The following is a 19,483-nucleotide window of genomic DNA, read 5'->3' as shown; positions in this document are numbered from 1 at the left end:
GAATAAACAAATGACATATCTCATAATAAAATTAATACATATTTTTTCAGTATTTATATATGGTGGTTTTTTATTTACGGATAATCTATTTTTATCTAAAATAAAAAAAGACCTAAGTGAAAAAGAGCATTCAAAAGTGCGAGAATACTTTATGCAATATGTTAGAAAAGTAGTTCCCAAAGCTTTACTAGTAGCTGTTGCTTCTGGAATTTATCTCTTTTTTGTAAATTTTGGTGATATTGCAGATGAGGGCTTGAGTAATTTTCAAATACTGCTTGGTATAAAAGCAGTACTTGGACTTTGGCTAGGTATTCGAGGTATTTTACAAGTATTTTTTTCAATACAGCCTTTAGTCTTTAAAAGCCACATTTTCCCTTTTATTTTAGTAATAATTATTATATTTTTATCACAAATTATGTTTTCTGTTTAATCTTCTGCTAGCCATTTAGGATTAAAAATCTTAGATGACTGAGGGTAGTGTCTGTGAGAAGGGATATTGTTTACTACTATTGCAATTATTAAAAGAATAAACGCCCCTGAAGCTACAGGATATAAGACATATAAAAATCCTAAATCATGTATTTGATTACTTCCAATTACAGCTATAAGTGCAGTCGCTCCTCCTGGAGGATGAAGGGTTAGGGTTAATTGCATGATTAAAATAGATGTAGCAACTGCAAAAGCAGAACAAAATAGTATATTGCCATGGAACAATTTAAAAGAGACAACTCCCACAAGAGCTGATAAAATATGTCCACCTATAAGGTTTCTAGGTTGTGCCAAAGGAGAGTTAACAGCTCCATAAACTAATACTGCACTTGCTCCAAATGAGCCTATGACAAGGGTTAAATCATTGTCATTTAAAATATCCATATGAAAAAATGAGATGGCTAATATTCCAAGAAATGAACCTATCCAAGACCAAATAATATTTGATCTTTCAATAGGTTCTGTATTTACTTTTTTAAACTGTTTAAAAAACTTTTTCATATATAAATCACTTTTTTTTGATAAATTTATAGTATCAAAAAGTATAAATAAAGAGTATGATTTAAATCAATTAGAGTTTTGCTCTTCTCTTATATTTGTAATAGTTTTTCCTCCAATTGCATAGTTATCAGTTGAAACTTCCTCTATAAGAACAACAGCACTAGAGGCTCCTCTACCAAAGATATCAGAGAAAAGTTCAGTTATACCTTTGGCTAATTTCTCTTTTTGTTCTTTTGTTGCTCCTCCATCTTCATGGGTCATTTTTATATTTATAAATGGCACGTTTAATCCTTTCTTGTCTTAATCTTTTACTATTTTTAACATTTTTGAAATGAGCAGTAAAACTACTCCACTTGAAACTATAAATGCAGTAAGATAAAGTGCATAATCATAGTTTCCAAACTTTTCTATTAAGGCAACACTATAAAGTGGTGCTAAAACTTGACCAATACCATAAGAAGTAGTAAGTGCTCCCATAAGAATAACTGGGTTTGCACCTGCTAGTTTTCCTCCCAAACTCATAAATAGTGCTACAAGACCTATAAACGTACCACCATATAAAATACCAGATAATAAGTTTAGGTACATATTATTTGTAAGTGCAGAGATAAGTATACCTATTACTTGAAGTGACATGGCAATGATGATTATATTTACACTTCCATATTTATGTGCCAAGTTCATCCAGATAATACAAGAAGGGATTCCAGCAAGTCCTACAAGTGTCCAAGTAAGGTTTCCATAACCTTCTAACCCTTCAAGGGAGTTAATAATATCAGGTATAAAAGTTGACTGCACAACCATCCCAACACCTTCACAAAAATATGCCATGATAAGAAGTATCACAAAGGGTGTAAATAGTTTTATATCAAAGTGATGCTTGGTTATATTTGTATTTACTTTTTTGCCAAAAGATAAAATATACATGGGATAAAAAGATACAAAAAAAGCAAATATAGTTAAAACAATCCAAGCATCGCTCCATGTTCCCTCAAAATAAAAAACTGCTCTTGCAATCAAATCTGTAACTAAAATAGAAAAACCAATACCAGAAAAATGTATTCCCATGGCTTTTGTTTTATTATCAATTTTTAGTTTGCTCATTACAATAGCAGAACCAACAATTAAAGCCATAGCTGCACCAAACCCTGCAACTACTCTTGATATAAGCCATAGGGTTTCATTTTGGGTAGTTCCTAAAACTAAAGTTGTCAAAATAGATAGAATCATTCCCAGTCTAAAAAACTTTACTTTTGTATACACATCTTTAATAAACACACTAAAAATAGACCCAGCAAGATATCCCACATAATTAACAGAGGCTAAAATACCTGCAAAACTAACAGTTAAATAATCTTCAAGCATAGGAGGAAGAAGTGAAGTAAATACAAACCTAGCAACTCCTACTCCAATAATAAGTGCAAGAATTCCAGCTAATATAATAGAGGCATTTGAATCTTTGTCTAGTAAGTTTATATTTTTCAAAGTTAATCCAATTGTTTTTTGACATAATATCACTATAAATGATATTATGTCAAATATCTAATCATGATTAGTGATATAAGGAATAGTGATATGGATTTTAATCTTTTAAAAATATTCTTGGAAGTAAGTAAACAAAAAAGTATATCAAAGGCTGCAAACACTTTAAAGTTTGCTCAATCAAATGTAACCTCAAGAATAAAACAACTTGAAAAGGATTTGGGTTATAAACTCTTTCATAGGGTACCTAAAGGTGTTATTTTGACAAATGAAGGGGATAGATTATTACCCCATGCCCTTGAAATAGTAAATAAAGTTGAATTGGCAACTTTGGATATGAAAAATATGGTAAATCAAGAGCAACTAATAGTTGCTTCAACTGAATCAAATGCAGTTACACGAATAGTTGATTTTTTACTAAAACTCCATAAAGACTACTCAAATATGCAGTTAGAACTTATAACAAACACTACAAAAGATGTAACAAAGATGCTTTTAGATTATCAAGTTGATATTGCCTTTATAAGTGGAGTACCAAAACATGATGAACTTTTAGTTCTTAATAAAGTTGATGAAAAATTAGTTATAGTTGAACCTAAAGATAGCTTTGTACCAGAGGTGTTTTTGAGCTTTAAAAAGGGCTGTGCATACAATGAATTTGGACAGAATTATCTGTTTGAAACTACAGGAATTGAACACAAAAAATTAGAGTTTGGAAGTTATGAAACTATACTTGGCTGTGTAAAAGCTGGAATGGGAAAATCAATACTGCCAATTAGTATTGTAAAAAGACTAAGATATGAAGATGAACTTAAGATTACTAATTTGCCAAATGAGATAGCAAATATGCCCACTTGTTTAGTATGTAGAAAAGATTATATTCCTAAGATTGCCTCTTATTTAAAAAGTGTGAAGTTATAAAAATATGCAAAATGCATATTTTTATAAGACATTTAGTTGGTGTGCTAAATCATCAGCTATTCTTTTATAATTTCTTATATCTAAAAGCCTATGTTGTCCATTATCACCTACAAGTGCTACTTCATCTTTTGAAAGTTTGATTATCTCATCAAGTTTTTCTTTAATAGAATCTTTGTCAAAATCACAAAGCCAAGCTGTTTTGTTATCATCAAAGATTGATTGATTGTTGTCATTTTTTGACATTAGACAAGGAACTGCAGAGGCATAATAATCCATAATTTTAACAGGAGTAGAAGTGTTAAATAGGGTAATATCAGGTAGGATTGATAAACCAATATCAGCTTTTGCAATAAGCTTTAATAACTCCTCTTTTGTTGTTGCATTGTATAGTTCAATGTTTTCTCTTAAGTTAGGATATTTAGCCAATAAATCTTGTGCATACTCAGGATCTTTTGTAGAAATCATAATCTTAAAGCTTCCACTTGAAAGAAGAGCAAAAGCATCTAAAACTGTTTCAAACTCTCTTAGTTTATCTAACGTTCCAGCATAAAAAAATCTTTTTTCTTCACCTTCATGTTGAATATTATCATGTAAAACTTCTGGGTCAATAGCCGATGGAATAACAAATGTTCTTGTTTTTACATCTTTTAAATAGTTGTCTCTCATTTTTCTAGTTGTTGGAAGAAAAATATCACATTCATTTATTAAAGAGGTTTCTTGGTGGAGTTGGATTTTGTTTGATATTATATCAAAATAGCTTTTTTTGTTGTTTGCTTCATCAATTTGAAGTTTGGCAATTCTTTTTGGAAAAGATAATCTAAATGCCACTTTAAAGCCATAGATATTTTTTCTTTTGATTACCTCTTTTAAGATTTTTGTATCATTTCTAACTGCTACATATTCGTAGTCTTTTAGATTAATGCCATTGCTTTCTAAAACTTCTAAAACATTTAGTTTATCAGCTAGTGGAATGATGATTTTATTTTCATCTTTTTTTTCAAGAGTTCCTTTAAACTTAGAGAAGTAGATGATATCTATATCATAATGTTTGGTTAAATATTTTTCAAATAAAGGGCCAATAAAACTATTATCGCTATACTCATTCTGGTCAGTTATATATAAAAATTTCTGCATGAATAACTCCTTTTTATTTTGGAGTATACTTTTTTTGTATAGCATTTAAAAAGCATTTTGAAATATGTAGGGGTTTTACTCTTTGTTTAATCAAGATTTTATAAAAAATAGTTAAAAATAAGAAAAAAGGTTTTGAATTGGAATATACTACTCAACGTATGGTAATGTACCCACACTTAAGTTCTGCAGGAATCTTAAGTGGAGGAATGGCTCTTTCATGGATTGACGCGGATGCTACTGTTTTTGCTGCAAATTTGCTTGATACTAGTAGAATCGCAACTGCAAAAGTATCAGAAGTTGTGTTTAATAGTGCAGCAAATATTGGTGATATTCTTATTACTGGCGTAGAATTAGTACGTGTTGGTAAAACTTCAATAACTGTAAAATGTGAACTAAGAAACAAAACTACAAACAAAGTAATTGTTCAAGTTGAAGAGGTAGTTTTAGTGACAATTGATTTTAATAAAAAACCAACTCCACATAAACTTTATAAACAAAGCACAGCTCAATAGCTGTGCTTATACTACAAACATCAATTTAGCCAATATAACAATTGCAATTGAAAGGATCAGTGCATATAGATGAAATCTTTGCATAAAAGCTACGGATTCTTTTTTTGTAAGTTTACAATACATAGTATATATAACACCAAGAACGATTAAAAGTACAAGTAGTAATTTAAGTAAAAGTATCCATTGTAAAGAAGTGTTAAATACCCCTAACTCGCTATTGATATATTTTGTAAACATATATCCACCACTTGCTATTAGGATTAAAACAATTGGAGGATATATTTTAAGACCACGACTTACTATTGCATTTATAGTATTTGTGTATGTCTCTTCGCCTAATTTATTTTTTATGACAGGGAAAATAACAACATCTGCAAAAATAAAACCAATGAATATGATTGCGCATAATAGATGAATAATTTGAACTAATGTATATTCCATAATAAATACCTTGAGTTAATTTTTGATAATTGTAATCAATATTAAGGTATTTATCATTGATTGTGGTCAAGTTGTTTGAGATTTTTACTGTTTTAAACTAAGTCCTACTTTGTTTTTCTCTAAATCAATAGATATGATTTTTATCTTTTTAAGTTGTTGGTTTATACTTAGTATTTCACTTGGGTGTGAAACTCTTTTTTCACTCATTTGTGAGATGTGTATCATGCCATCATTTTTAAGCCCAATATCTACAAAAGCTCCAAAATCCGTGATATTTCGTACTATTCCTGAGACAAAAAAACCTTCTTTTAAATCTTCGATTGTTTTTATATCATCTGAAAACTCTATTTCATCAAATTCACTTCTTACATCATAGCCTGGTTTTTGTAACTCATTTATAATATCTTCTAAAAGAAGTTTTGAGGTGTTTAGTTCTTTTGAGATAGTCTCTATATCACTTGTTTTTATATCTTCTACTTTGTATTTTTTCTCTAAAGTGTTTACAAGTGCGTAGTTTTCTGGATGAATTGCAGTGTTATCCAAAATAGAGCTTCCATTTTTTATTCTTAAAAATCCCACCCCTTGTTCATAGGCTTTTGCTCCTATTCCTTTTACATCAAGTAGTTCTTTTTTTGATTTAAATTTTTTGATTTTTTCTCTGTGAGCTATGATGTTTTTTGCCATAGTTTCACTAAAACCTGAGACAAAAGATAGAAGCTTATATGAAGCAGAGTTTATATCAACTCCTACTTTATTTACTAAGTCTATTGTTACATTTTCTAGTTTTGAAGCTAAGTCTTTTTGGTTTACATCGTGTTGATATTGTCCAATACCAAGTGACTTTGGGTCTATTTTAACTAAGGCTGCCATTGGGTCTCGAAGCCTACTTGCTATTGAAATAGCACCTCTGATTGTAACATCAAGTTGGGGATACTCTTCATTGGCTATTTTAGAAGCAGAATAAACACTTGCACCTATTTCACTTACAACTGCAAACTTCACATCTAAAGAGTTCTCTTTTATAAAGTTTGATACAAAGGTTGCAGTTTCATTTGAAGCTGTTCCATTTCCTATGGCTATAGAGTTTACATTATGTTTTTTTATTAAAGATAATAATGTTTTAGCAGAGTTTACAAAATCCTCTTTTGGTTTTGTGGGATATATAACTGCGCTATCTAAAAAAAGTCCATCATCACTTATAACAGCTACTTTACAACCAGTTCTAAATCCAGGGTCTAGTCCTAAAATAGTTTGATTTACAAGTGGAGGAGTTAAAAGTAACTCTTTTAGATTTTTACCAAAAAGATTTATGGCTTCATATGAAGCTTTTTCTTTTAAAATAGTTATGGCTTCCCTTTTTAAACTAGGAAGAAGAAGTCTTTTAAGTCCATCTTTATAGGCTTCAAATACGAGTTCACTTGAACTATTTGCCCATGTTGGGATTTTGTATTTTTTTATATTTTCACAAATAAAGTCTTCATCAACTTCTATTTTAAAAGTTAGCTCTTTTTCATTTGTAGCTCTATTTATAGCTAAAAATCTATATGATTTTATATATTTTATTTTTTCATTTACTTCTGATAAGTTTTTATATAGACCATTTTTATCAAATGTTTTTGTGGGCTTTGTTTGTAGTGTCCCATGATTTAAAATATTGTTTCTAACTACTTCTTTTGATTTAAAATCATCTGCATATCTTTGGGCAATGATATCACTTGCACCTTTTAGTGCATCATTTACACTTGTAAATTCTTTATTTAAAAAACTCTTTGCTTTTTCTTCACACTCTTTTTTACTATATTTTAAACACTGTATGAAGTTCGCTAAGGGCTCTAAGCCATTTTCTATAGCAATTGTAGTTCTTGATGATTTTTTGTCTTTAAAGGGTGTGTATATATCTTCTAAGCCTTGAAGTGTTGTGGCACTATTTATATTTGCTTTGATTTTTTCATCTAAGAAGTTTTTCTCTTGTAGAAGATTTAAAATCTCTTCTTTTCTTTTTAAGAGTTTTAGTGAGTAGTTATAAATCTCTTCAAATACTCTTAGCTCTTCATCACTTGCATTTGAGGTTTGCTCTTTTCTATATCTTGCAATAAAAGGAATAGTACAACCCTCATCAAGAAGTTGTAAAATATTTTTGATAACGCTTTTAGAAAAAGAGGTTTTCTCTTCTAAAAGTATTATTAGTTTATCCAAGAAGTACTTCTTCTACATCACTTCTTGTGTTTTTTAGAGGTTTGTTACTACTAGCTCTTGTTGTATATACAAAAGAGATTTTTGCTTTGTCTGTTATGTTTTTTCCTGCATGGTGCAAAGTTTTACAATGAAACAGAACTATATCTCCTCTTTTAAGATTTGTATGAACTCTATTTTTGATTATCTCTACATTTTTAGGGTGCTCATCTAAGAAGTTAGATTTTTCATCAAATTGCTCTTTTTCAAGACTTAGTTTATGACTTCCTGGAATAAATTCTAAAAGACCATTTTCTATAAACTCATCATCAAGACTAAGCCAAATAGAGATTAAATCATTGTTTTCAAAGTGCCAATATCTTCTATCTTGGTGCCATGAAGTTCTAGAAGAGTCTTTTGGCATCTTTGTCATGATAGAGTTGTGATGAGCTAAAGTTAAAACAACTTCTTCATTAAATAGTTGTTTTAGCATTGGAAGAGTCTCTTCATAAGTCATCCACTCTTTAAATACATCTTCCCTTTGATAAACCTGTCTTAGCCGTCTTACTGTATTTGTTTCATCATTAGCTTCTAAGTACTCAGATTCTGTTTCTAGTGGAGTGATTTTTCTATCAAGATGGTATTGTGCTTTTTCTAAGATTTTTTCACATAAATCATGTGGTGCAAAATCTTTGATAAGTAAAAAGCCATCTTGATTAAATTGTTCAATTTGTTCTTGTGATAATTTCATTTATTCTTCTTATTTAGGATGGACTTCTTTTAAAGCAGCACCAATAGCTGTAATAGTTCTAACTGTTCTAACACCTGCTTTTTCTAAAGCTAAGTATTTCTCTTCAGCTGTTCCTTTACCTCCATCAATAATAGCACCTGCATGACCCATTCTTTTGCCCTTTGGAGCTGTAACTCCTGCAATATAACAAACTACAGGTTTAGTGATATTTGATTTTATATATTCAGCAGCAGCTTCTTCTTTTGCCCCACCAATTTCACCAATCATTACGATGGCTTTTGTATGAGGGTCTTCTTCAAACATCTTTAAAATATCTATAAAATCACTTCCTGGAACTGGATCTCCACCAATACCTACACAAGTACTTTGACCAAAACCTGCAAGAGTTGATTGATTTACTGCTTCATAAGTCAATGTTCCAGAACGAGATACAATACCAACACTTCCTGCCATATGAATGCTTTCAGGCATAATTCCCATCTTACATTGGTCTGGTGTTATTATTCCTGGACAATTTGGACCAATAAGTCTTGAACCATTTAAATCAACAACAGCTTTTATATCTAGCATATCAATTGTAGGAATACCTTCTGTTATACATACGATTGTTTCTATACCATTTTCACTAGCTTCAATAATAGCATCTTTACAAAAAGGTGCAGGAACATAGATAATTGAAGCATTTGCTCCTGTTAATCTTTTAGCACACTCAACTGTATTGTAAATAGGAATATCAAGATGTCTTTGTCCACGTTTTCCAGGAACTACACCTGAAACTACATTTGTACCGTATGCAAGAGCTCTTTGTGTATGAAAGCTAGCTTGTGCACCTGTTAAACCTTGAACTAATACTTTTGTGTTTTTATCAATTAAAATAGCCATTATTTAGCTCCTTTATTTGATAGTTCAATGATTTTTTGAGTAGCCTTATCCAAGTCTGCCTCTTCATAAACTGTAACATTTGAATTTTTTATCAATTCAAGTCCTTCTTTTGCATTTGTACCTTCAAGTCTTACTACGATTGGAATACTAATTTCCATCTTTTTAACTGCTCCAATGATACCTGATGCTATAACATCACATCTTACAATTCCACCAAAAATATTGACTAATATACCAGTTACTTTTGTATCTGAAAGAATAATTTCAAAGGCTTCTACCACTCTTTTTTCATTGACACTTCCGCCAACATCAAGGAAGTTTGCAGGTTCTCCTCCATGGGTTTTAATCAAATCCATAGTTGCCATTGCTAAACCTGCACCATTTACCATACAAGCAATATTTCCATCTAAACTTACATAATTTAAGTCTAGTTTTTCAGCTTTTAATTCTCTCTCATCTTCTTGTGAATCATCTCTGATTTCATTCATTTTAGCTTGTCTATATAAGGCTGAGTTATCAACTACAACTTTACCATCTAAGCAGATTAGTTTATTGTCTTTTGTTACAACTAAAGGATTTATTTCAACCAATGATAAATCTTTTTGCTCAAACATTTTATACATATTTTTCATCAAGTCTATCATTTGGATACTTAGCTCTTTGTCAAAACCTAAGTCTTCACAAATCTGTCTAGATTGGGCTGGCATAATTCCAACAATTGGATTAATAGGATTTCTTAGTATTTTTTCAGGAAATTTATCTGCAACTTCCTCAATATCCATTCCACCTTCACTAGATGTAATTATCATAATTCTTTGACTTGTTCTATCAACTATAAAAGCTAAATATATTTCATCTTTTATATCACAAGGCTCTTCAATATATATAGAGTTTACAGGTTGACCTTGCGCAGTTGTTTGGTGAGTTATTAGAGTACTTCCAAGTAATCTTCTAACCTCTTCGTTGGCTTCTTGTTTTGAATTAACTAAAACAACTCCTCCAACTTTTCCTCTTCCCCCAGCATGAACTTGTGCTTTTATAACCCATCTATCTTTTCCAACGTTTCTCAAAATATCGTCAAGTTGTGAAGGATGTGTTAAAAGTTTTCCTTTTGTAGTAGGAATATCATATTTTCTATACAAGTTTTTAGCTTGATATTCATGTAGATTCATAATTTCTCCGGATTTTATTCACAGTAAATTTTCTTACTTCTAATTGCACATTTATATCTAAATAGACATAGAAAGTCGCTTAATAATAAAACTGTAAGGGATATAAAAATGTAAGTTTTATTTACTTAAAGGAATAGTGATTTTAAACATTGCACCGCTATATTCTTTTGATTGATAAGTATAGTTAGTGTTTGTACAAGAAATTGTACCTTCCATGTGGTTTTTTATAATTTCTTCACTCATATAAAGTCCAATACCAGTACCTTGACTTTTATGTTTTGTAGTAAAATATGGTTCAAATACTCTATTTATAATCTCTTCATTTATTCCACCTGCATTATCTTTTATTAAAATAATCGCATCTGCATTTTCTACAAAAGCATCAATAAAAATCATCTTCTTTTCAATATTTTTATCTTCTAAAGCATCTTTTGAATTACTAATAATATTCATAATAACTTGAAGTAACTCATTCTCAATACCTAAAACTTCAATGTTTTCTAAATTTTCTATGATATCAATATCTCTATTTTTAAGTTTTGAGCTTAATAAATCTAAAGCTTTTTTGATAGTGCTTTCTATTTGTATATTTGCTTTTATATTATCAGTTTTTAGGAAATTTCTAAAATCATCAATTGTTTTAGATAGATATTGGGCAGATTTATTTATTAAAACTAAATTTTTGATTTCATCTTCTGGGTTATTATTTATATTTAACTCTTTTTGAAGTTGCATACCTGTAACTGCTGAAGATATTATAGATAGAGGTTGTCTCCATTGGTGGGCGATATTCTCTATCATTTCACCCATTGCAGCTAGTTTTGATTGTTGGTAAAGTATTTGTTCTTGTTCTTTTAGTGCTTTTTCTTGTTGTTTTTGTTTTGTTATATCAGAAAATATACCTATGAAGTTTTTGATTTCTTGATTTTCATCATAAACAGTATTGATAGTCAATCTTTCATTATATAGGGAATTATCTTTTCTTTTATTGATTAATTCTCCTTCCCAAAAACCTTTTGTTAAAATTGAATTCCACATATTTGTATAGAATTTTTTATCATGAATTCCAGAGTTAAGAATTTTTGGGTTTTGTTCTACTATTTCTTCAAGATTATATCCAGTAGAGTTTGCAAAGGATTTATTTACAGTTATTATTTTTCCACTTTTGTCCGTGATTACAATTCCATCATGGGCATTTTGAAAAACTATATATGCGTGTTGTAGCTTTTCTTCTTTTTCTATTTTTTGAGTTACATCAATAGCTAAGGCAACAAGTTCTATAGTTTCTGATAATTCTATTGAAGTTAATTTAAAGTCAAAAACCTTGATTTGATTCTTATTATTTTTTGGATATAAGATTTTTTCTAGTTTTTTGTTTTTTTCATATGACAAAATCTCTTTTTCAAGCCACTTCTTATCTTCTATATTCCAACAAGGCAGTTCCCAGATTTTTTTATTGAATATCTCATCTTTATTCATATTTAAAAAGTGTAGTACTAGATTATTTATCTCACTTATTCTTCCATCAGATTTTAGTGTTATTGCTAAAAATATATCTTGTTCAAATAGAATTTGAAATCTTCTTTTGTCTGCTAACTGATTTTTTTGAAATGCAATTTCACGCTCTTTTTCTAAATTATTTTTATATATCAAGGCAAGCACAAGTATTACACATAGAGAGATTAATGTTGAGATGATAAGTATTATATTTTTTCTTTTTTTCTCCCATTCAACAAGTGTTTTTTTAAAATCCAATTGTATATCAATGTTTAGTGGATAAATATTTGTAGGATGGTAAGCACTCATATATTTTATATTATCTACTATTTCAATACCTGAGGCTTTATCTTTTTTGATTGATTCATCAAAGAGTAGAGTACTTTTTATTTTACTTCCTATTTTATTAGGGGTTTTTGATGAAAAAAGTAAAATACCATCTAGTCTGTATAGATTGAAATTTAAGGCATGGTTTTTAAGAATTTGTTGATTTTTATTTAGAAAATATGAGGTGTTTATATTTATCAATACAAAATAGCTCTTCTCTTTTATATCTATCATTTTTAATATGGGTAAAAAAGATGATTCATTTCCTTTTAAAGATTGAGATTTTGTTACATCTGTTGCATTAATTAAGTCTCTTCCTAGCCATGGATTTCCAAATCTTAATATAGATTTATTGAATAGAGGTTTTGGGTAAAAATCATTATCATTTAAAGTAAGGTTTGTATTTAAATAGTTTGAACTATAGATAACATTTTTATCTTTGTTTAAAATATTAATAGAACGAATATATGGAGTACTTTTTAATATATTGTTAAATTGCATTTTTAGACGGGTTTCATCATTATTTATTTTCAAAGAGTCTTTTAAGTTTGATATTATGAACTCTACACTGTCAAAGGTTTGTGAAACTTGAGCTGATAAGGTATTTGCTTCAATTTGTGCAATTTTAAGGTGGGTCTTTATAGCCTCATCTTTTAATATAGATAAGGATGAAACTATACTCCAAATAACAATCCCAATCATTGAAATAGCAATAATAAGTATTTTGGTAAAGCCTTTTATATTCTGTTTATTCATACTTTTAATTTAATTTAGCTATTGCTTCCAGTCCATTATTTTTTGATAGTTTTAATAATCTACCATCTTTTTTAATATCGCTGATAAATTTTTCAACTCTTTCATAAAATTTGTCATTTCCATATGCCATTGCCCAAGCATAAGGAGTTTTGTAATATTCCTTTTGTGGAATAATAAGTTTAGCCCAATCAGTTTTTGCTAACATTCTTTTTCCAAAAGGATAATCTGTCATAAATGCATCAGCTCTTCCTGATAAAACTTCTTGTTCTCTTGCTTTAAAGCCATTTACTACTAAAAGTTCTGCATTTTCTAACTTCTCTTTCATAATTGGTTCATGATATGTGCCTTTTGCAACGGCAAGGATATTTCCTTTTTTATCTAGATCATCCCAAGTTTGAATTTTATTATTTGATTTTGTAGTAATTGCATATATATCACTAGATAAGTGAGGTGTAGTAAATCTTATTTTTTCTCTTCTTGATGGGGTGTTTCCAATAGCAAACATAGCTATATCACACTTATTTTCATCTATATCTTTGATTAGTGTTGCAAAAGAGCTTTGTACATACTCTAAATCAACTTTTAAATCTTTTGCTAGCTCTTTTGCTAAATCACTATCTATTCCTGCAAGTTCTTGAGTTCTTGGGTCTAAATATGATATTCCATAATATCCTGGCCAAATGCAAACTTTAAGTCTATTTTCTTTCATTATTGTTTCAAGTTTGTCCCCATGCATACTACTTACAAGTGTAAGTAATACAAAAATACTCCCTAAAAATCTCTTCATATTAATGTTCCTTATGCAAGTTTATATTATCTAGTGGGAGTGAAATTCTAAATACAGCTCCGTAGTACTCACAGTTTTGGTGTGAAAATGTACTATTATATGCTTTAATGTCACCTTTCATATTTTTATTAATAATCTCTCTACTCATAAATAAACCAATACCCGTACCTTGCTTTTTGTGTTTAGTTGTAAAGTATGGTTCAAAAATTCTATCTAGTATATCAGGCGGTACTCCTTGTGCATTATCTTTTATTTCAATAATTACATTCTCTTTTAATATTTGTGTATTTATAAGAATTAGTTTTTTAGAATTTTTATCTTTTTTTACAAGTTCATCCCTTGAATTATTTAATATATTTATTAGCACTTGGATAAGTTCATTTTGAAAATTAGTTATTTTTACATCTTCTATATCTTCTATGATTTCTATATCATGATTTTTAAATTGTGCACTTACTAAAGAAATAGACTTTTTAAGAACATCTTTGATACTAAAGGTTGCTTTTTCCTTATTGACTTTGAAGAAATTTCTAAAATCATCTATAGTTGAAGATAAAAACTGAGCTGCAGCATTTATATCCTCAAGACTTTTTACTAAGAATTTATCATCAAGCATATTTAGCTCTTTTTGAAGTTTTAGTCCAGTAGAGGTTGTAGAAATAGCTGATAGTGGCTGTCTCCATTGGTGGGCAATATTTCCAATCATTTCACCCATTGCAGCCATTTTTGATTGATATGCCAACATGTTTTGTTGTTTGTTATTAGTTTTTATATGATGTTCTATATCTTTTGTGTATTTCTCAAATATATTTTGTAAAACTTTAGAAAAATAGATTGAAAAAAGAAGTAAGATAAAAACAAGTAATACCTCTATTTGGATTGTTTGAACTAGACGTTCTTTGAAATCTTGGTCAAGATATTCTTTTCTATCTTGGATAGACTTTTCCATATCATCTTGGTAAAAACCTGTTCCTATCATCCATGACCAATCATTTAAACCTTTCACATAACTAGTTTTATTGATAGGTTTTTCGATTCCTGGTTTTTTATTTTGAGTGTAGGTATAGTATCCTTGCCCATTTTTTGATATGTTTATTAAATCTGCGATTACTTTTTTAATCTCTTTTGTATCATTGTTTGTTACTGCATTTTGACCAATAAACTCTTTTCTTATGTGACTTAAGTAGATTGAATCATAATTTATAATAAAAATATAACCACTTTTACCAAATCTTATATCTCGGATATGTTTTAAAATTCTATTTTGCACATCTTCTTCAAAATCTTCTACATACTCTCCTGTTCCTATAAACCAATCAAAGGGTTCAAAGTTTTTCACAAGTCCTATTTTTCTTTTTTGAACATCAGGATTTAGGGGATTATACCAATGCCACTGACAAAAACTTTCATCTTTTGTTTTTAAAACCTCAATCATTTGTCTAACAATTGGTACGCCTTTTGCATCTTCATGATTCCAAAAACTTTTTCCTTCAAGTTCTTTGTTATATGGTAAAAGATGATTGATACCTTTTTTATCATAGATAAAATAATAGCCTCTACCTTCATTGAACCTAATATCTCTAAGAGCTTCTATGATTAATTTTTTCACAAATTTGGGATCTTTATCTTTGTTATTTCTGTAGATTGATTGTGCAATTGCATGGGCATTTTGAATTGCAAGACTTAAAGAGTCTTTTAAATTTTCTTCAGTGGATTTTCTCTCATTTTGAATATAAGTATAGACTTCATTTACACGATCTTTGATTAACTCTTTATTTCTATCTAAATATTCATTTTGTATTTTTACTTTTTCTTTTTGAAAAGTATTATTTTTTTCTATGAATTGTATAGTTAATACAATCATTGAGACAATTAGAATAAAAACTGATGGCGTATATTTTATAATCTTTAAGATTTTTTTTTCATTTTCAAATATCATTCATTCTCTTCTTTAAAGCTAAAAGATTTTACCCAAATTATTATTAATTTTATAAGTATAGCAAACTTTAAGAATTATATTGATATCTATTATCAAAATAAGCCTCTTTTAAGAGTTGTTTATATATGATACTGATTATCAATATAAAGGTTTAGATATGAGTTTCAATGAATGTGAAAATTTAGTAAGTACTATTTTAAATACAAGAAGTGTAGAAGAAAACTTTTTTGAGTACGTATATAAAAAAATATCAAGAAATACTAAAAATAGATTTGTAGAAAAAAATGAACAGAGCATTGATATTATATTATCAAATCACCCTTCAATAAAAGTAGTTCCTGTGTTTACAAATATGAATAAGAATAAATTATCAATTGACAATGAAGTTAAAATTGCTTGTGATGTGGTTCTTAATAGTGAATTTAAATATGTATATTTTGTTTATCCTAAGAATAAAGAGTTCAATAAACACATTCAGGTAAAAATTCCAATATTGGAAGATACCTGTAATGATTATGTGATAAAACTAATCCCATATTCATTAAATGATATTTTAAAAAAAAGGAGTTGCAGTGACAACAGCAATATTTTATGCAAGTAGTACGGGAAATACTTCTAACATAGCAAATATTATTGCAGGTGAACTAGCCATAGATGAAATATATGACATCGCAGATATAAGTTTAGAAAAAATAAATGAGTATAGCAATGTAATACTTGGAGTTTCAACTTGGGGAGATGGTGATTTGCAAGATGACTGGGATGATAATTTTGAAGAGTTAAAAAAAGTAGATTTTTCATCTAAAACAGTTGCTTTTTTTGGCTTAGGAGATCAAGATGGGTATCCTGATACATATTTAGATGCAATGGGCATACTTTACGAACAAATAAAAAGTATGGGTGCAAAAATTATTGGTGAGTGGGAGATTGATGAGTCATACAGTTTTGATGAATCAAAAGCTCTTATTGACAATAGATTTGTTGGCTTAGCCTTAGATGAGGATACACAAGATACTCTAACAAACAAAAGAGTAAAAGAGTGGACCACTTTATTAAAGAAAAATTTTAATTAGGAGAAAATAATGGAAAATAAAGAGATAGATATAGAAAGGTTATTAAGAAAAATTCAAATATTAAAAGAAGAGGTGGGACTAACTCACAAAAAGATAAAAAAAGGTAGAGTTTTAAGAAAGCCTAAGGAGTAAATCCTTAAGCTTTTTGCAAAGATATAGGTTTTTTTGGTTTGTTTTTTGGTTGATATAACATATGATGCCACAATGCAAATCCACAAAAGGCAACACCAGCTACTACATGAACTTTTTTGGCAACTTTATTTTTCATAAACATAGAAGTTACAACAGTAGCCCCTAAAGTTGCTGTCATTCCAATTTTGGCTGCTTCTTTTTGAATCTCTAAATCAATTGGTAGTTCTTTCATTTCTTTTTTTCCTTTTATCTATTACTTTAGCAGTTTTGTGTACAGTTTTTACTGTTAAAACTGCTGTTAAAGCTGTTGCAAGTGGTAATAAAAATGGCATATTAATCCTTTTGATAATAATTATCAATATTTTATCTAAAAAAACTTAAATAAAAATAATAACTATTATCAATTACTACTACTTAACACCCCTTATTGAATTAAGCAATAATCCAATGGTTGTTCCATTATGTAAAACAGCTGTTACAATTGGAGAAAATAGACCAAATGTAGCACCTGCAAGTATACAAGAGTTGATTCCAACTGTTGCATTGAAATTGTTATTAATCAAATTCATTGTTTTATTAGCATACTCTTTTGCTTCTACAACGCAGGCAATATCATCTTTTAAAAGACTAATGTCAGCAGTTGCTTTTGCAATATCGGCACCTCTACTCATAGATATTCCAACATGTGCAGATATAAGTGCAGGTGCATCATTTATTCCATCACCTATAAATGCCACTTTTTTACCTTCACTCATAAGCTCTTTTACTATTTTTGCTTTGTCTTGAGGAAGTAATTCAGCTCTTACTTCATCAATACCAATCTCATCGGCAATTAGTTTTGCTTTTTCTTTTGTATCACCTGTTAGCATAATGATGTTTTTTACACCAAGATTTTTAAGTTTTGCAATTGATTCTTTTGTATTTTCTCTTAATTCATCGGATAGTCCAATAGTTCCTAAAAGTTTCCCATCGTATCCAATATAAAGTAGGGTTTTACCATTTTTAAGTGAATTGTTAATTTTATCTTTGTGTTCAGAAAAATCAATTTTTTCATCATCTTCCACAAAGTGTCTACTTCCTATTACTACTGATTTTCCTTTTACTTCTGTTTTAACTCCATGTGCAACTATGAACTCAACTTCTTCATGGTGCATATGTACAAAACCTCTCTCTTTTGCTGCTTTTACAACGGCTTCTGCAACAGGGTGGAAATAGTGCTCTTCTGTTGAAGCAGTTAGATTAAGGACTTCTTCTTCTGTCCAATCATCACTATACGATTCTACTGAGATTACTTCAAGCTCTCCACAAGTTAAAGTTCCAGTTTTGTCAAATACAAAGGTATCTGCATTGCTAAGTGCTTCAATAGATTTTGCACCTTTTATCATAATTCCATTATGCCCAGCTTTTGAAATAGTTGATTTAAAGGCAACTGGGGTTGCCAGTTTTAAGGCACAAGAGTAGTCAGCTTGTAAAATAGAAGCTACTCTTTCAAAATCTTTTGCGAAGATATATGAAACTCCTGCTAGTCCTAGTGTTACAGGTACTAGCTTGTTTGCTAGTTTATTTGCTTTTAGTTGAACAGATGATTTTTCATTTAGTGAATTTTCTATGTAGTGACGGATTCTTTGAGTAGCCGTATTTGAGCCCACATGTTCAGCCCAAATCCTAAATCTTCCTTCTTCTATGATAGTTCCAGAGATAACTCTATCTCCTCTATACTTTACAATTGGTTCTGCTTCTCCTGTCATAGATACTTGATTTACACTACCTGTACCTTCTAAGATATGTCCATCAACTGGTATTGTATTTCCAATACCAACTACCACGATATCTCCAACTTCAACCTCAGAACTTTTGATTAAGATTTCAGTTGTTTTTCCATCTACTACTTTTTCAACCCAAGCTTCTTCCACATTTGGTTTGGCTAACTCTTTTAATAAATCATCACTTTTATGAACAGTCGTCTCTTCAATATATTCGCCAAGTTCAAGCATTACATTTGTAGAGTTTGCAGCAAGATAATCTTTTCTATAAATAGAAATAGCAACGGCAGCACTCTCTAAAACTTTTGAAGTTAAGCCTTGGGATAAAAGTTCTTTAGACCCATCAATTAATAAAGGTATTGAAGCAGCAGTTGTTATACCAGCCTTTAACATATTATTTCTAACAAGTCTTTCAGAGATTAAAGCACTTGAGGCATTAAGCATTCCTTTTATTGAAGGTTCTTCCTCACTGACGCAAGAAACACAAACTGCTTCATTTTCACAATTACTTAGTAACTCATCTAGGGTTAGCTTAGTTAAGATTTCTTCTAGTTTTTCTGTAATATCTTTTTGTATTTCAAATATGATTGAAAAGGCTTTTTTATTTATTCGTACATCAATTACATAATCAATTCTTTTAAGATGATTTTTTAAAATATTTTCATCTATGAATTTTTCTTTAAGTAAAAAATATTTATATCTAACTCTTGTAGATGTTTGATGTACTTTAATAAAGTTATTTTTCATTAATG

General features: G+C 29.4%; 20 protein-coding genes. 6 read left to right on the top strand and 14 right to left on the bottom strand.

The window, feature by feature from the left end; translation table 11 throughout:
- Positions 1 to 10: 10 nt before the first annotated feature.
- Positions 11 to 430 carry a hypothetical protein gene (locus Q0617_RS05405; RefSeq protein WP_298751313.1) on the top strand — a complete coding sequence of 140 codons (420 nt, stop codon included), beginning with the start codon at positions 11 to 13 and terminating at the stop codon, positions 428 to 430.
- On the opposite strand, the gene Q0617_RS05400 is transcribed toward Q0617_RS05405, so the two are convergent.
- From Q0617_RS05400 to Q0617_RS05390, 3 genes are all read right to left on the bottom strand, one after another.
- Positions 427 to 990: an HPP family protein gene (locus Q0617_RS05400; protein WP_298751311.1), complete on the bottom strand. Its 564-nt coding sequence runs from the start codon at positions 988 to 990 to the stop codon at positions 427 to 429. The two genes, Q0617_RS05405 and Q0617_RS05400, sit on opposite strands and share 4 nt — an antisense overlap.
- 66 nt (positions 991 to 1,056) lie before the next feature.
- A complete protein-coding gene (locus Q0617_RS05395) occupies positions 1,057 to 1,272 on the bottom strand; it encodes a 4-oxalocrotonate tautomerase family protein (protein WP_298751309.1) in 216 nt (71 codons plus the stop codon).
- 18 nt (positions 1,273 to 1,290) lie between these two features.
- Positions 1,291 to 2,475, bottom strand: coding sequence for a YbfB/YjiJ family MFS transporter (locus Q0617_RS05390; protein ID WP_298751306.1), 1,185 nt, complete (start codon positions 2,473 to 2,475; stop codon positions 1,291 to 1,293).
- 90 nt (positions 2,476 to 2,565) lie between these two features.
- On the opposite strand from Q0617_RS05390, the gene Q0617_RS05385 reads away from it, so the two are divergent.
- Complete coding sequence (locus tag Q0617_RS05385) at positions 2,566 to 3,393, top strand: LysR substrate-binding domain-containing protein (RefSeq protein ID WP_298751303.1); 828 nt, start codon at positions 2,566 to 2,568, stop codon at positions 3,391 to 3,393.
- A gap of 21 nt (positions 3,394 to 3,414) precedes the next feature.
- Here Q0617_RS05385 and Q0617_RS05380 read toward each other — a convergent pair whose 3' ends face one another.
- On the bottom strand, positions 3,415 to 4,527 hold the full coding sequence (locus tag Q0617_RS05380; RefSeq protein ID WP_298751301.1) for a glycosyltransferase: 1,113 nt from the start codon (positions 4,525 to 4,527) through the stop codon (positions 3,415 to 3,417).
- A gap of 137 nt (positions 4,528 to 4,664) precedes the next feature.
- Between Q0617_RS05380 and Q0617_RS05375 the strand changes: the two genes are divergently transcribed.
- On the top strand, positions 4,665 to 5,039 hold the full coding sequence (locus tag Q0617_RS05375) for a hotdog domain-containing protein (protein ID WP_298751299.1): 375 nt from the start codon (positions 4,665 to 4,667) through the stop codon (positions 5,037 to 5,039).
- A 6-nt stretch (positions 5,040 to 5,045) separates the two neighbouring features.
- Here the strand turns inward: Q0617_RS05375 and Q0617_RS05370 are convergent, their stop codons facing one another.
- The 8 genes from Q0617_RS05370 to Q0617_RS05335 form a co-directional block, all read right to left on the bottom strand.
- The gene (locus Q0617_RS05370; RefSeq protein WP_298751297.1) at positions 5,046 to 5,480 is read right to left on the bottom strand and encodes a hypothetical protein; all 435 of its coding nucleotides are present in this window, start codon (positions 5,478 to 5,480) and stop codon (positions 5,046 to 5,048) included.
- An 84-nt stretch (positions 5,481 to 5,564) separates the two neighbouring features.
- Positions 5,565 to 7,676 carry a Tex-like N-terminal domain-containing protein gene (locus tag Q0617_RS05365; protein ID WP_298751295.1) on the bottom strand — a complete coding sequence of 704 codons (2,112 nt, stop codon included), beginning with the start codon at positions 7,674 to 7,676 and terminating at the stop codon, positions 5,565 to 5,567.
- Entirely contained in the window at positions 7,669 to 8,403 is a 735-nt protein-coding gene (locus tag Q0617_RS05360) for a phytanoyl-CoA dioxygenase family protein (RefSeq protein WP_298751293.1), read from the bottom strand. The genes Q0617_RS05365 and Q0617_RS05360 overlap by 8 nt, the downstream gene beginning before the upstream one ends.
- Positions 8,404 to 8,412: 9 nt before the next feature.
- The gene (gene sucD / locus Q0617_RS05355; RefSeq protein ID WP_298751290.1) at positions 8,413 to 9,285 is read right to left on the bottom strand and encodes a succinate--CoA ligase subunit alpha; all 873 of its coding nucleotides are present in this window, start codon (positions 9,283 to 9,285) and stop codon (positions 8,413 to 8,415) included.
- The gene (sucC, locus tag Q0617_RS05350; RefSeq protein WP_298751289.1) at positions 9,285 to 10,457 is read right to left on the bottom strand and encodes an ADP-forming succinate--CoA ligase subunit beta; all 1,173 of its coding nucleotides are present in this window, start codon (positions 10,455 to 10,457) and stop codon (positions 9,285 to 9,287) included. The genes sucD and sucC overlap by 1 nt, the downstream gene beginning before the upstream one ends.
- Before the next feature lie 117 nt (positions 10,458 to 10,574).
- Positions 10,575 to 13,037, bottom strand: a complete 2,463-nt coding sequence (locus Q0617_RS05345; RefSeq protein ID WP_298751287.1) for a PAS domain-containing protein — start codon at positions 13,035 to 13,037, stop codon at positions 10,575 to 10,577.
- Between the two features lie 4 nt (positions 13,038 to 13,041).
- Positions 13,042 to 13,824 (bottom strand): ABC transporter substrate-binding protein, encoded by a 783-nt coding sequence (locus Q0617_RS05340; protein WP_298751285.1) that lies wholly within the window; start codon positions 13,822 to 13,824, stop codon positions 13,042 to 13,044.
- Between the two features lies 1 nt (position 13,825).
- Positions 13,826 to 15,763: a cache domain-containing protein gene (locus Q0617_RS05335; protein WP_298751283.1), complete on the bottom strand. Its 1,938-nt coding sequence runs from the start codon at positions 15,761 to 15,763 to the stop codon at positions 13,826 to 13,828.
- Positions 15,764 to 15,920: 157 nt separating this feature from the next.
- Here Q0617_RS05335 and Q0617_RS05330 point away from each other — a divergent pair, with 157 nt between their 5' ends.
- The 3 genes from Q0617_RS05330 to Q0617_RS05320 are packed head-to-tail and all read left to right on the top strand — an operon-like array spanning position 15,921 to position 16,968.
- Entirely contained in the window at positions 15,921 to 16,364 is a 444-nt protein-coding gene (locus tag Q0617_RS05330; RefSeq protein ID WP_298751281.1) for a hypothetical protein, read from the top strand.
- Positions 16,336 to 16,836 carry a flavodoxin gene (locus tag Q0617_RS05325; protein ID WP_298751279.1) on the top strand — a complete coding sequence of 167 codons (501 nt, stop codon included), beginning with the start codon at positions 16,336 to 16,338 and terminating at the stop codon, positions 16,834 to 16,836. The genes Q0617_RS05330 and Q0617_RS05325 overlap by 29 nt, the downstream gene beginning before the upstream one ends.
- Before the next feature lie 9 nt (positions 16,837 to 16,845).
- Positions 16,846 to 16,968, top strand: a complete 123-nt coding sequence (locus Q0617_RS05320) for a hypothetical protein (RefSeq protein WP_298751277.1) — start codon at positions 16,846 to 16,848, stop codon at positions 16,966 to 16,968.
- 4 nt (positions 16,969 to 16,972) lie between these two features.
- Here Q0617_RS05320 and Q0617_RS05315 read toward each other — a convergent pair whose 3' ends face one another.
- Positions 16,973 to 17,200 (bottom strand): hypothetical protein, encoded by a 228-nt coding sequence (locus tag Q0617_RS05315; RefSeq protein ID WP_298751274.1) that lies wholly within the window; start codon positions 17,198 to 17,200, stop codon positions 16,973 to 16,975.
- Between the two features lie 178 nt (positions 17,201 to 17,378).
- Positions 17,379 to 19,478 carry a heavy metal translocating P-type ATPase gene (locus tag Q0617_RS05310; protein WP_298751272.1) on the bottom strand — a complete coding sequence of 700 codons (2,100 nt, stop codon included), beginning with the start codon at positions 19,476 to 19,478 and terminating at the stop codon, positions 17,379 to 17,381.
- Positions 19,479 to 19,483 lie beyond the last annotated feature (5 nt).

Source organism: uncultured Arcobacter sp. (assembly GCF_937982575.1).
In the GTDB taxonomy this organism is placed as follows: Bacteria; Campylobacterota; Campylobacteria; order Campylobacterales; family Arcobacteraceae; genus Arcobacter.
The sequence above is the reverse complement of the archived record's forward strand: the minus strand, read 5'-3'. Positions and strand labels throughout refer to the sequence as shown.